12 protein-coding genes are annotated in these 13,204 nt (G+C 34.1%); 5 read left to right on the top strand and 7 right to left on the bottom strand.

Annotated elements, in window-relative coordinates; translation table 11 throughout:
- Window positions 1–11: 11 nt before the first annotated feature.
- Window positions 12–650: a hypothetical protein gene (locus AC1Q7L_RS19875; protein ID WP_492307583.1), complete on the top strand. Its 639-nt coding sequence runs from the start codon at window positions 12–14 to the stop codon at window positions 648–650.
- On the opposite strand, the gene AC1Q7L_RS19870 is transcribed toward AC1Q7L_RS19875, so the two are convergent.
- The 7 genes from AC1Q7L_RS19870 to AC1Q7L_RS19840 all read right to left on the bottom strand — a co-directional run bounded on the left by AC1Q7L_RS19870 (window position 647) and on the right by AC1Q7L_RS19840 (window position 8,947).
- Window positions 647–1,948, bottom strand: coding sequence for a glycosyltransferase family protein (locus AC1Q7L_RS19870; protein ID WP_492307584.1), 1,302 nt, complete (start codon window positions 1,946–1,948; stop codon window positions 647–649). The genes AC1Q7L_RS19875 and AC1Q7L_RS19870 overlap by 4 nt on opposite strands.
- A 102-nt stretch (window positions 1,949–2,050) precedes the next feature.
- A complete protein-coding gene (locus tag AC1Q7L_RS19865; RefSeq protein WP_492307585.1) occupies window positions 2,051–4,588 on the bottom strand; it encodes a YfhO family protein in 2,538 nt (845 codons plus the stop codon).
- Between the two features lie 34 nt (window positions 4,589–4,622).
- Complete coding sequence (locus AC1Q7L_RS19860) at window positions 4,623–4,853, bottom strand: hypothetical protein (RefSeq protein WP_492307586.1); 231 nt, start codon at window positions 4,851–4,853, stop codon at window positions 4,623–4,625.
- Window positions 4,854–4,879: 26 nt separating this feature from the next.
- Window positions 4,880–5,932 (bottom strand): DUF6263 family protein, encoded by a 1,053-nt coding sequence (locus AC1Q7L_RS19855; protein WP_492307587.1) that lies wholly within the window; start codon window positions 5,930–5,932, stop codon window positions 4,880–4,882.
- Between the two features lie 27 nt (window positions 5,933–5,959).
- Window positions 5,960–6,712, bottom strand: a complete 753-nt coding sequence (gene rlmB, locus AC1Q7L_RS19850) for a 23S rRNA (guanosine(2251)-2'-O)-methyltransferase RlmB (protein WP_072409810.1) — start codon at window positions 6,710–6,712, stop codon at window positions 5,960–5,962.
- Window positions 6,713–6,825: 113 nt separating this feature from the next.
- A complete protein-coding gene (locus tag AC1Q7L_RS19845) occupies window positions 6,826–7,299 on the bottom strand; it encodes a DinB family protein (RefSeq protein WP_123979806.1) in 474 nt (157 codons plus the stop codon).
- Window positions 7,300–7,630: 331 nt separating this feature from the next.
- The gene (locus AC1Q7L_RS19840) at window positions 7,631–8,947 is read right to left on the bottom strand and encodes a peptide-N-glycosidase F-related protein (protein WP_492307588.1); all 1,317 of its coding nucleotides are present in this window, start codon (window positions 8,945–8,947) and stop codon (window positions 7,631–7,633) included.
- 259 nt (window positions 8,948–9,206) lie between these two features.
- On the opposite strand from AC1Q7L_RS19840, the gene AC1Q7L_RS19835 reads away from it, so the two are divergent.
- The 4 genes from AC1Q7L_RS19835 to AC1Q7L_RS19820 all read left to right on the top strand — a co-directional run bounded on the left by AC1Q7L_RS19835 (window position 9,207) and on the right by AC1Q7L_RS19820 (window position 13,190).
- Window positions 9,207–10,502, top strand: coding sequence for a hypothetical protein (locus tag AC1Q7L_RS19835; RefSeq protein ID WP_492307589.1), 1,296 nt, complete (start codon window positions 9,207–9,209; stop codon window positions 10,500–10,502).
- A gap of 280 nt (window positions 10,503–10,782) precedes the next feature.
- Window positions 10,783–11,787 carry an AAA family ATPase gene (locus tag AC1Q7L_RS19830; protein ID WP_066756308.1) on the top strand — a complete coding sequence of 335 codons (1,005 nt, stop codon included), beginning with the start codon at window positions 10,783–10,785 and terminating at the stop codon, window positions 11,785–11,787.
- Between the two features lie 6 nt (window positions 11,788–11,793).
- Window positions 11,794–12,249, top strand: a complete 456-nt coding sequence (locus AC1Q7L_RS19825; RefSeq protein WP_492307590.1) for a GNAT family N-acetyltransferase — start codon at window positions 11,794–11,796, stop codon at window positions 12,247–12,249.
- A 77-nt stretch (window positions 12,250–12,326) separates the two neighbouring features.
- Window positions 12,327–13,190 carry a DUF58 domain-containing protein gene (locus tag AC1Q7L_RS19820; RefSeq protein ID WP_492307591.1) on the top strand — a complete coding sequence of 288 codons (864 nt, stop codon included), beginning with the start codon at window positions 12,327–12,329 and terminating at the stop codon, window positions 13,188–13,190.
- Window positions 13,191–13,204 lie beyond the last annotated feature (14 nt).

Below are 13,204 nucleotides of genomic sequence, written 5' to 3'. Positions count from 1 at the left end.
AATATTAAAAAATGAAAAAATTATTACTATCCATATTCGTTATAAGTCTTGTTGCGTGTAAAAAAGAACCAAGTAAAGCTACCGATCACAAAGTTGATTCTACAACCCAAACGACTGTCCAAACTTCAAACCCTAGTCCATCTACCATAACTAAAGAAGAAATCATAAAAGAAGCTAATGATGAAGTTTTGAAAGCCTTAAAAAATAAAGATTATAAAAGATTTGTTGAATTCATTCATCCCGAAAAAGGCGTTCGATTTTCAATGTATGCTTTTGTAGATCCAAAAGAGGATAAGCAATTTTCTAAAACTGATTTTGAAAAGTATCAACCAACAAAAACTCTTTTCACTTGGGGCGCTCATGATGGTTCGGGAGATCCTTACAGAGCGACAATTAATGATTATTTAGGAAAATGGGTTTTCTCAAAAGACTTTACTGCATCTCAATTTTCTTTGGATAAATTTCAAGGTGGCGGAAATTCTTTAAACAATTTAGAAAAAATGTATCCTAAACTTAATTTCACGGAAAATTACATCAAAGGCACCGAAAAAAATGGCGAAATGGATTGGAAAACACTTCGTTTTGTGTTTGAAGAATTCAAAGGAAAGTATTATTTAGTTGGAGTGATTAATGACCAATGGACGATTTAATCTAAAATCTCAATCAATTTTTTTGTAAGATTCTTTCTTGAAAACTGTTCAATATTTTGAGCATTTTCAAGAAGGTTTCCATTTTTCCACAATTCAAATTTCTCTAAAATAAAGATTTTTATTGTTTCGGAATCTTGATAACCAAAATGTTTTCCTGCCTGAGTTTCATTTAAGATTTTTGAAACATCAGCCTGATCCGGACCAAAAGAAATAATCTGTTTTCCTGTCGCTAAATACTCAAATATTTTCCCTGGAATAATACCTTTCGAAGATTCATTGGGGAAATTTGTAATTAAAAGCATATCAGAAGTTTGCATTTCTATGATCGCTTTATCATGAGAAATATATCCTAAATTTAAAATATGATTTTTTAAACCAGAATTTTCAATTGTATTTAAAATTTTATCATCAATTCTGCCCACAAATTTTAATGAAAAACTTTCAGCAAAATCGGAATTGGTTTTCACTAAATCATCAAGAGCTTTCCAAAGATTTTCAGGATTTCTGAGCTGTTCTAAAACTCCAATATAGCTTAATGTAAATTTTTGTTTGAGATTCTGAGAGTTTGAGGATTTGTGAGTTTGAGAAGCATCTGTTTCATCAAAACCATTCGTAATACAAACCGCATTTGCTCCATTTTTGCGGAAATTTTCAGCGTCGGTATAACTTGTAGCTAAAGTAATATCAGCATTTTTAAAAACATCACTTTCTAATTGTCGATGTTTTTTGTCGGAACTTTTGGTTAGTTTTAAATGTTTATAATAAGAAATTTCCGTCCAAGGATCACGGAAATCAGCAATCCATTTTAAATTAGGAAGTTTCTTTTTTAAATTTAAACCTATCAAATGCAAAGAATGTGGAGGTCCCGAAGTGACCACAACATCAATTTTATTTTCTTTTAAATACTGTTCTAAAAATTTTACGGAAGGTTTTACCCAAAAAACTCTGGCATCAGGAATGAAAAAATTTCCTCTAACCCAAATCGAAAGCTTCGATTTCCAGCTTTGGTTTTTACCGACATCAAACTGTCCGGCTTTGAACTTTTTATTACTTTTATTAAGCTTTTCAGCGAGTTGATAAGGTTCCCAAATCTTGGTTTTAACGATTTCAATATTCTCAGGAATATCTTTCATTAAACTTTCATCCAACAACGGGTAACTCGGATTTTCTGGTGTGAAAATAACGGGTTTCCATCCAAATTCAGGTAAATATTTTACAAATTTTAACCATCTTTGAACACCGGGACCTCCCGCAGGTGGCCAGTAATAGGTGATGATTAATATTTTCTTTTGTTCCATTAACTCTGAATTCTTTTTGTCATTCCGTAGGAATCTAGACAATATTTTTAAAATTGTGATTTTAATAATTACTGAGATTTCTACGGAATGACAAAATTGAGATTAAACTTTTTCTACTAAAATTTCCTTCTTCTTATTTTTATTCATCCAATAAATCCCGAAACCACTTAATATAATAAATAATCCAAAGCTCAATAAAGAAATCCATTTTCCAGTTTCAATAACTTCCGGTTCGAAGATCATTCTGATGTTATGTTTTCCTGCGGGAACATGCACTGCACGAAGTAAATAATCGGCTTTGATGTATGGAACTTCTTTGTCGTCTACGAACATTTTCCAGCCGTGAGGATAGTAAATTTCGGAGAATACTGCTAACTGAGGAGTCTTAGATTCTGATTTGAATTCTAGCTCATTCGGTTGATATTTCGTTAAATTAATAAACGCTGTCGGATCTGCCTGAACTGGTTTATTGTTGAAATATTCTTTATCTGAAGAAGCAATAACGGCTGTTTTCTTACTGTCGATTACTCCGATTGACTTAATTTCTTGATTAGGACTGTTCACAAATTTCAAGTCGCTTACAAACCATGCATTTCCATTGGCTTTTGGATTTGGCATTGCCTGAGGATGTTCCGGATCGCCAGCAACCCAATATTTAGCGTTCAGTAAATTAAGAACATTTGGGAGTTTCACAGAATCCATTACTTGGAAATATTCATTGATAACGTCGTCATATCTTCTCAATTTTACGGCGTGATAACCTCCGATTGAAGATTTAAAATAAGATGTATTTGTCTCGCTGAATGTCCCTAAAAGATTATTAAAAATTCTGTAATGTGTTTTGTCTTTTTCAGCAATCGTTTCCAATGTTTTGTTGACCTGAACATTGGCTAAAATTGAACCCAAATTAGGATTTGCCTGTACTTTTTCAGCCAAAAGATCTGAAGTTTCTGTTTGGAAAGGATTTTCAGCAAAAACTTTATCTACATAGTTTTCATCATTCAAATAACGCTTGTTTACTGTCCAAAGATCAAATAAACTCACGACTCCGATAATGATCAAAGCTATATTTTGATTTAATTTTTGCTTTAAAACCATAAATAAAGCTCCTGCTGCGATGGCAACATAGATAAATGCTTTGATTGCATCAATTCTGAACAATTTGAATCTTTCATCCACCAAATAATCCAATAGGAAAGGAGGAAGATATGTTTTTTCATTTTCTGTATGGAAACCTAATAAAGATTTTCCGAAAATTAATAGAATTAATAAAAATCCTAACGTTCCACCACCTACATACAGAAGAATTTTCTTTTTGTATTCTTCCGTTAATTTTTCGTCTGTAAAGAATCTATACAATCCAATAATCGCGATTAAAGGGAATAAAAGTTCCACAATAACTAATATAGAAGATGGCGCTCTGAATTTATTGTAAATCGGAACAAAGTCTATAAAGAAGTCCGATAAAGGCATAAAGTTACTTCCCCAAGCCAATAAAACGGTAAGAATTGAAGCTCCTAAAATCCAGTAACGGTATTTTTTCCAAGCAAAAAAGAATCCTAATAAAGCTAAGAAACAAACGATTGCTCCCTGATAAGCAGGTCCCGAAGTTCCCGGTTGGTCGCCCCAATACGTTACGCTTCCGAAGCCTTTAGAAACACGATCCATTTCAGTTTGTGAAGTCACATTTTCCTGAACAAGTTCCTGAACTTTATTCATAATGTCTTTAGCCTCAGGTTCCTGGCTCCCTCCACCCATCAATCTTGGGATGAAAAGGTTTAAAGTTTCCAGTCTTCCGTAGCTCCACATCAGCATACTTTCTTTGTCCATTCCGGATTCTCCTGAAGTATGAGTATCGTTATCTAAGATTTGTTTTCCTCGAACGGTTTCTTTTACATATTCGGCATTGGCCATAATTCTTTGAGAATTCATTCCAACTCCGATGACACAAGCAGCAGCAATAATTCCCGAAGAAATTAAGAAATGCTTCATCGGCGTTTTCTTTTGGATCGCTCGGATTAATTCAGATAAGAATAAAAATCCTAAAGCAATGAAAAGATAATACGTCATCTGTGGGTGATTCGCTGCTATCTGAAGTCCCATAAACAGGGTCGTAACAATGAATCCCCAGATGTAACTTTTCCGTATATAAACGAGTAATATTCCGGCTAATAGTGGCGCGAAATATTCAATAGTATTCACTTTACCATTGTGCCCCGCAGCAATAATAATATAAAAATAGGTCGAAAGTCCGAAGAAAGTAGCTCCTAATAAAGCATATTTCCAATTTCTGACCGCAACCATTCCTAAAAGGAAAAATCCTGCGAAAAGTAAGAAAAGATAATTAACCGGTCTTGGAAAAAAGTTTAGATTACTATCAATTTTTTTGATAATATCTCCTTTGAACTGGCTTCCCATCTGATAAGTTGGCATTCCACCAAACATGGAATCACTCCAATACGTTTCATCTCCAGTGTTTGCTCTGTAGTCCAGAAGTTCTTTTGCGCCTCCTCTGTACTGAACAATATCATGCTGGAAAAGCTGTTTTCCTGTAAACACAGGTGTGGAATATAAAAATGCTAAAACTATAAATACAACTAATGAAGCCGCAATATAAATTAAGTTTTTATTTTTCGCCATTTTGGTTATTATCTTTTATTTTCTTGGGTATATTTTACCTTTTGTCTTTATTTTCTTTTACCTCTTCATAGTCCACGGTTTCTGCATCCCAATGGATCTTCGGGTTTTTATCCTTGTTTGAACTGTTGATATCCTGCTGATTACTATTTTGTTTGATATTTTTGAACAAATAACTGTAGAATGTTTTAAAAAATAATCTTTTCAAAATATTCCATACAAAGAAAATAATAATAGCGGTGAGTACTAACTCAAGAATAAACTTCATAATTTTTTATTTTAAAAACTTCGACATTATTTTTTAGCAGAAGGATTTACCATTACAGAAGATTTTGAAACGCTTTTCATAGACTGAGACTGTTTTCCGTCTGAAATTGTTTCAATCTGAGTAGTTTCTACATTAATATTCTGATTGGTGATCCATCCTGTGCTTTGATCAAATTTAATGGTACCATTCTGTACAAGCTCACTGCTTAAACTGTGGGTGATTTTATCCTGAGCTTTTTTCTCAGTTTTCTTAGGAATTCCACCAGATACGCCAATTTCTGCAATACCGTTTCCTACGCTTTTTAATACATAGTTTGAGGTAACTTTTACGGCTCCGCTTGGATCTGCGTTTTCAGAACTTGTCCATTTTTCACCGATTTTTGCTCCTTTTTTAGGAATAATAGTTAAGTTTTTGTTGAATTGGTCTTTTAAAACCTTTTCGTTAAAGCTTTGCTTAAGACTTGCAACAACGCTTTCTTTTTGATTTTTATCTTTAATAAGAGTTCCTACAGCATTAGAAACTTTAGTGTAAACTGCATCGAAACCTGTAATCGAAAGTACATTTCCTTTCGTATCCATTTTCATGTTCAGTTTATTGCTTGTAAGAGCTTTGTTGATGTTCCAGATCATTTTCAGATCATCTTCTTTTGGAATCGGAAGCTTAGTATCTACTACAATTGTCTTTCCATCAGCAGTTTGCGAATTTCTTTTTCCGATAAGATTAAGAGTCAAATCATAAACATTTCCTTTGATATCATTAACGGTGAAAGTCATTTCGTCAGTAGATTCACTTGTCCCGTTTAGAGATTTTCCTTGAGGATCTGTCATCGTTTTTACATCTCTCTGGTAAGTTGTAAGAGGATATGTTTTTCCTTTTTCAAGCTTGAAAGTTTGAGTATAAACACCTGCAAAGTCCTTAATTGCAGGGTTTTCTGAAACTTTAGCTACAGAATCAGCAGGAACTTCAACGGTAATTGTTTTTCCTGTTTTCGGATCCACTTTTGTTACGGTCGTTGTTTCTTTTTTACAAGAAACTAAAGCTATAGATGATATAAGCGCAAGCGCTGCAATGTTCTTCATTTGAATTGATTTTGAATGTGTTATCGATTAATTTACTTTCATTAATTTCTGTCTTGTTGCTTCATATAAAATCGCTCCACAAGCAACAGAAACGTTTAGAGATTGTGTTTTTCCTTCAATTGGTAATTTTATTTTTTCATCTGCATGGTGTAAAACTTCTTTAGAAATTCCGGTTTCCTCATTACCCATTACGATTGCGCAAGGTTCTGTGAAACTTACATCATAGATCAGTTTTTGAGCTTTCTCGGTAGCTGCAAATACGGAAATTCCGCTTTGTTGAAGATAATCTACAACGTGCGCTAAATTTGGTTCTTTACAGATTTTAATATTATAAAGTGCTCCTGCAGAGGTTTTTATTGCGTCAGAGTTGATGGGTGCGCCTCCCTTTTCAGGAATAATAATAGCGTCAATTCCTACACATTCTGCAGTTCTGCAGATGGCTCCGAAATTTCTAACGTCAGTTAATCTGTCCAATATCAATAAAAATGGAGTTTTTCCTTCTTCAAATAATTGAGGAACAACATCTTCCACTCTATGAAACGGAACATCCGAAATAAAAGCTACAACACCCTGGTGATTTTTTCTTGTAAAACGATTCAGTTTTTCAACCGGAACGTAGTTTGGACGTAATTTATTTTTAGCTAAAATTGTTTTCAGTTCGGCATAAATATCGCCTTGCAATGCATTTTGTACAAAGATCTTGTCAATAGTTTTCCCTGCTTCAATAGCTTCAATTACAGGACGAAGCCCGAAAATAAAATCGTCTTTTTTATCTGTCATTTTAATAATTTAAATAGTGAAATTGTTAAATATCAATTTTACTTTGTGGGTCAATTTGCTGTGCTTTAAAAAGTCACATTTGAGAATTGACATACCGCAAAATTCATTTTTAACTATCTTCCTTTTTCTCCTAAAATTGCTCTTTTTTGAGCCATAGCATAGCCATAATGAAGGCTTTCATGCATGTTGTTGAAAATGATGGCATCCTGAATACTTTTCAAATCCATCCCAAAACTTGTGGTATAGGGCGTGTAATCTGAGAAGAAATCGCTGTCATAATCTTTCATTAAGATCTTCGAAGTTTCGGTTAATAAAAACTCCAGATCTTCCACTTCAGATTTTTGTACATTTAAGTTCGGAAGAGTTCCTTTCTTATATGTTTCGATCCAATATTTATCAATCCTGAAAGGGTTTCCGCTTAGGTAATAGTGCAAAAGCTGCTCTGTAGCAACGGTGTGTGCAATATTCCAGTAAATGTTATTGTTAAAACCATCCGGAATCAGCAAAAGATCTTCATGAGATGTATTTTGCAGGATATCCAGAAGGTTTCTTCTCACCTGTCTGTGGGCTTGAAAATGATAATTCATTTTACAAATTTTTTAATCACCAAAAATAGTTTAATAAAGTGGAAGTGACAATTTTTAAATGTGAGATTAAGGTTAAAATTATTTAAAATAATGCCTTTAAAATAAATAAATGTTAAAAAAGGTATTTGTTTTCGGTTTATTTAATGGAAAGTCTTTGTTAAAATAATCGATTTTGAGAAGTGTATTTCTTTTCTGACTATTTTATTATGACTTCGAAGCTGGAGCTAACTTACAATATGAAATTTAAAATCTGTTCAAATTTTATAAAAGTAAAAACCTCCCGCGAAGATGTTCGAAAGGAGGTTTCTTTACTTGTTTTTAAAAGAATGTTTTATTTTTTGATAATCTTATGTTTGAAAGATGTTCCGTCTTTTAAGACAACATTCAGAATATAAATTCCTGTATTGTATGAAGAAATATCGATCTTGTTTTCTTTATAATTTTCAAATAATTTTCTTCCGTCTATGCTGAATAAAGTTAGAGATATCACATTTACCGGAGATTTAATATTGACAAAATCAGAAGTCGGATTTGGATAAATACTTACATCTGTTGTTTTGACATCATTTACATTTAAATTGACATTACTTTTGCCCTGCATGTAAACAGATAAATAGACATCTCCTTGTTGCTGATTAAAAACAGCGGTTGGGATTGTATGTTTTAGAGTATGATTTCCTGCGGTCAAGTTAGGCATTACAAATCCTCTGATCGGAACAGAATTTCCGGGACACCAGTTGTTCCATGAAGTCCAATCCGCAACAGTTTTTGGAGTTGTTCCGTAAATTCCGTTGCCTTGTGTATTATATACTCTGAATGGTTCGCACGAAATTCCTCCGGGAGTATACGTAAAAACTTGTACGTCATCTATATATGTGTAGTTTTGTCTTCTTACATATTCTTCACCGCCACTGTTTGCACCATGAGGTGTTGATATTACAAAAAAGCGGGCATCGGTAACGGGATTGGGTAAGTTAAAATTTACAATTCTAACAGTTTGTCCAGGAACATCTGTACTGTTATAGTTATTTATTCTACTGTAACTCAAAAGAGGAGTAAGGCTGTTGTAATCTGTAGGTGTTGCCCCTGCATCTGTTGAAAAGAAAGTAAGAGATCCTGAAAAAACATCAATTCTTCCGGAACATCCCGCAACCTGAGTTTGTGCAGCATAAGGAACACCAAAAACATCTAGTTCCATATACATATCGTAAGTACTACGAAGCGCAGCGTCGTGAAAGACGCTGTATAAATTACTTAAATTATAGGTGTAAGGTACTTCCGTAGGTGTACGGTTTTTGTTCATGAAAGGGGTGATGTATCTACCAACTTCCATTCTTTTTACATTGACATCATCTATAGTATAAGTAGCTTGATTTTTAGGAACTAAAGCCAAGAAAACTTCTCCCAGACGGTCATAATTGTCACAAAGAGCGCCAATGGAAACTCTCATGGCAATTTTTGCTTTGAAAGAATTCAGTTCTGCGTCTGTAAGTTTTCTTGCATATCTTGTGTTTCCAAGTCTGATCAGACCTGTAGGAACAGGATCAGATACCGTTGCTGCATAGCCATCATAATAAACTGCTTGTGAAATCACATTTACCATCGTTGTGGTTTGTGATTGAAGAAGTCCCGCGAAAAAGAGACTCAAAAAAAATAGCTTTTTATACATGTAATTGGTATTTGTTACAAATGTATTAAAATATGTACTTAAATTTAGTGTTTGTTGGTCGATTTTTCAAAGCAAATAATGATTTGTTGATAATTGTATAAATATTTAAAGAGATATAGTTGATTTGAGTTTAAAGTATTATTAAGATTAATGTATGTGATTAAATAATCATATTTATTATAAAAATTAAAACTTTAGTACTAAATTAGCACCATATTCCATATTGAATTTATTAATTATGAAAAGAATTTTACTTTTATCTTTATTATTGATATCGTTGGCGTTTAATGCCCAAATAAATATAAACATTGGAAGTACAAATGTGGGAACTGCTCCGGTAAGTAGCTTTTTTTCCTATTCTTATGTTCAGCAGATCTATCCTAAACAGGAAATAAATGCTAATGCTGCAGGAAATATTACAGGGCTTACATTTTATATAGATCCTTCTTCAACTATTTCTGATTCTTCAAATTGGACTGTTTATATAGGACACACAACAAAAACGGCTTTCATATCTGGAACGGATTGGGTTCCCTCTTCGCAACTAACTCAAGTATTTGCAGGTACGGTGACCAAAAGTAATAATAAAGTTGAACTTACTTTTACAACACCATTTGCTTATAATAATACAGATAATCTAGTAATCGCAGCAAAAGAAAATGCTCCTAGTATTGATATTAATAATTTTGATGAAGCATTTAAAGTTTATTCACATCTTCCATATTCAACTCTTTATTACAAAGGTGACAATGCGGTAGTTGATCCAGCGTCTCCACCCGGCGGAATAAGAGCAGATTACAAATCATCAGTAACGTTTTTAGGATTAACGCCTAGATCTACGCCTGCGTGTCCTTTCGTTGCTTATCCAACAAATAACGCCCAACTTGTTTCATTATCTCCCAATATTAAATGGTTTCCGGTTTCCGGAGCAGATTCTTATAAAATTTCAGTCGGAACAAGCTCTGGAAGCACGAATGTTATTAATCAACAGGTAGTAACAGGAACTGATTTTACTCCATCAACTCCTCTTAACCCGAACACTAATTATTATTTAAAAGTTACCGCAGTTTCAGCCGGAGTTGAATCTTCAGGTTGTACAGAAGTTGTTTTTAAAACTATTCCTCCTGTACCAGTAAATGATGCTTGTTCAGGTGCTTTATTGGCTTCTGCTTTTCCTTATTCATACACACAAAGTGATGCTGTTTCTGCAACTAATAATGCAGGAAATATAACAGTTTGTCCTGATGCGACGAATGATGGAACTTGGTTTAAATTGATCGGAGATGGCAGTCAGTATACTATTAAAGTAACGATGCCTGCCGGAAGTACTTTCGATCCTCAGGTTGATGTATATAGCGGTACTTGTAGTGCCCTGGGATGTGTCGGTACGATGGATAATGGCGGTGCTGCTGCGACGGAAACGATTACCATTCCAACAACGGCAGGAACAGAATATTATATAAATGTAGGATCTTACGAAGAAACAATCGACGTTCCGGAAGATGTATTTACCATTACAATTACTAAGCTTTAATAGACCATTATATTTAGGTTTTATTAATTAAATAAAATAAAAAGCACCATGAAATTTTTATAACTAAGAATTTCATGGTGCTTTTTCTGTCGAGTTATAACGTTTTGGCATATCAATAATTGACCTCTCAAATGAATCATATAAATTAAATCTCAGTCGCTTAGCTGAAGATCTCATAAATCCTCGGAATATTTAACAAACTTTAACTCAAAAATGGCATTTATTGTGTTGATTAATGCAAGTATTTATTAGAAATTTACAACTTATTTTAATTTAAACTATGTCAGATACATATCAAGCAGAAGACATTCGTCAGTTGACGGAAAAGATAAAAGAACAAAACTATTTATTTTCACTTCTGAGACAGGAAATCAACAAGGTTATCATTGGCCAGGAATATATGATAGACCGCCTTTTGGTGGGTCTGTTAGGAGGTGGACACGTTCTTTTGGAAGGGGTTCCCGGATTGGCAAAAACGTTAGCTATCAAAACGTTGGCGGATGCTGTTCATGGTGAATTTTCAAGGATTCAGTTTACGCCGGATTTATTGCCTGCAGATGTTGTAGGAACGATGATCTATAATATTAAAGAGAACGATTTTTCTATAAAAAGAGGGCCGGTTTTTGCCAATTTCGTGCTTGCGGATGAGATCAACCGTGCGCCGGCAAAGGTGCAGTCTGCTCTTTTGGAGGTGATGCAGGAAAAGCAGGTGACAATTGGTGACGAAACGATGAAGCTTCCAAAACCGTTTTTGGTATTGGCAACGCAAAACCCGATCGATCAGGAAGGTACTTATCTTTTGCCCGAAGCGCAAAGCGACCGTTTTATGCTGAAATGTACGATCGATTATCCAAAATTTGAGGATGAAAGAACGGTAATGAGAATGGTTTCTACTTCTCATCAGCCTATCGTAAAACCAGTCGTTTCTCTGCAAAATATTGTAGATGCTAAAGAATTAATCAATCAGATTTATCTAGACGAAAAGATCGAAAAATATATTCTGGATATGGTTTTTGCAACCCGTTATCCTGAGAATTATGGTCTTTCCGAACTTAAAAATTATATCAGTTTCGGAGCTTCTCCAAGAGCATCTATTAACCTGGCAATTGCTTCAAGAGCCTATGCATTCTTAAAAGGAAGAGCTTTTGTAATTCCTGAGGATGTAAAAGAATTGGCGAAAGATGTATTAAGACATAGAATTGGATTAACATTCGAAGCTGAGGCGGAAGAAATCTCTACAGAAGAAATTGTTAACAGAATTTTAGCAAAAATTCAAGCTCCTTAATTTTTAATGGAAGAAATTATCATCAGAAAAGCGATTCAGGAAGATTGCGCTCCGATGTTGGACCTGATCAAAGAATTAGCTGAATATGAAAAAGCTTTGCATGAAGTTACTTTAACGTTAGAGCAATTTACGCAAGATGGCTTTGGTGAATTCCCAGTTTGGGGGGCTTTTGTCGCAGAATTTGAAGGACAAATTGTAGGAATTTCATTATATTATGATCGATATTCAACTTGGAAAGGGAGAAGATTATATCTGGAAGATTTAGTCGTGACAGAAAAACTGAGAGGAAAACAAATTGGTAAAAAACTATTTGAAGCAACCTTAGAACACGGAAAGTCAAATCAATACAGCGGAATAGTTTTCCAAGTATTGAATTGGAACGAACCAGCAATTAATTTCTACAAAAAATACAGTCCAAAGTTTGATAATGAATGGTTTAATGTTTCAATTGAATTTAAATAGATGGAAGAAGGAAGCAGGGTGATGGAAGTTTTAACAACACAAAAACACTCAAATTCTAACACACTCAAACACGAAAAATGCAGATAAAAGATATTGTAAAAAAAGTAAAGCAGATAGAAATCCGTACTCGCAGGAAGACGGAAGCTACTTTGATGGGACAATATCACAGTGCTTTTAAAGGGCAGGGAATGACTTTCTCGGAGGTTCGTCCATATCAGTTTGGCGATGAAATTCGTAGAATTGATTGGAATAAAACCGCTCGTTTCCGTGAACCTTTCGTTAAAGTAATGGAAGAGGAAAGGGAATTGACGATGATGATTTTGGTTGATATTTCCGCTTCAATGGATTATGGAACAAAAACTCAGTTGAAAAGAGAATATGTTGCAGAAATTGCAGCAAGTTTAGGCTTTTCGGCGGCGGGAAATAATGATAAAGTTGGTCTGATTTTATTTGCTGATAAAGTGTATAAAGTAATTCCACCACAAAAGGGTAGGAAGCATATTTTATCGATTATTAGTAATATTTTAACGGCAGATTATGTTCCGGCAGTTTCCAAAATTGATAAAGCAATGGAATATATGATGGGAATTTTCAAAAGAAAATCTTTGGTTTTCCTATTTTCAGATTTTGAAGATGAATACGATTCTAAAATGCTTCGTGTCGCTTCAAAAAAACACCATTTGCTTGGAATGAGGATTTATGATGAAAAAGACAACGAAATTCCAGATGTTGGATACGCGTTGTTATACGATGCCGAAACAGGAAAACAGGTTTGGGCAAATACTTCAAGCGCAAGATGGAGATATACTTTTGCAGAAGCTCAGAAACAAAAAGTAAGAGCATTGGAAGACGATTTTGCCAACAGTTCGGCCAGTTTTATGAATGTAAATACCGGTGCGGATTATTCGAAATTATTGTACGGTTATTTTCAAAAGAAATAAAGTATTAAGAATAT

The sequence above is a fragment of the Chryseobacterium sp. GW823-FHT05E08 genome (genome assembly GCF_058795655.1).
This window is presented reverse-complemented; position numbering and strand designations above follow the sequence as displayed.

Bases quoted from the DNA above. Each gene is read 5' to 3' on its own strand.
- AC1Q7L_RS19875 (WP_492307583.1), top strand. From the start codon at position 12: ATGAAAAAATTATTACTATCCATATTCGTTATAAGTCTTGTTGCGTGT.
- AC1Q7L_RS19870 (WP_492307584.1), bottom strand. From the start codon at position 1,948: ATGGAACAAAAGAAAATATTAATCATCACCTATTACTGGCCACCTGCG.
- AC1Q7L_RS19865 (WP_492307585.1), bottom strand. From the start codon at position 4,588: ATGGCGAAAAATAAAAACTTAATTTATATTGCGGCTTCATTAGTTGTA.
- AC1Q7L_RS19860 (WP_492307586.1), bottom strand. From the start codon at position 4,853: ATGAAGTTTATTCTTGAGTTAGTACTCACCGCTATTATTATTTTCTTT.
- AC1Q7L_RS19855 (WP_492307587.1), bottom strand. From the start codon at position 5,932: ATGAAGAACATTGCAGCGCTTGCGCTTATATCATCTATAGCTTTAGTT.
- rlmB (WP_072409810.1), bottom strand. From the start codon at position 6,712: ATGACAGATAAAAAAGACGATTTTATTTTCGGGCTTCGTCCTGTAATT.
- AC1Q7L_RS19845 (WP_123979806.1), bottom strand. From the start codon at position 7,299: ATGAATTATCATTTTCAAGCCCACAGACAGGTGAGAAGAAACCTTCTG.
- AC1Q7L_RS19835 (WP_492307589.1), top strand. From the start codon at position 9,207: ATGAAAAGAATTTTACTTTTATCTTTATTATTGATATCGTTGGCGTTT.
- AC1Q7L_RS19830 (WP_066756308.1), top strand. From the start codon at position 10,783: ATGTCAGATACATATCAAGCAGAAGACATTCGTCAGTTGACGGAAAAG.
- AC1Q7L_RS19825 (WP_492307590.1), top strand. From the start codon at position 11,794: ATGGAAGAAATTATCATCAGAAAAGCGATTCAGGAAGATTGCGCTCCG.
- AC1Q7L_RS19820 (WP_492307591.1), top strand. From the start codon at position 12,327: ATGCAGATAAAAGATATTGTAAAAAAAGTAAAGCAGATAGAAATCCGT.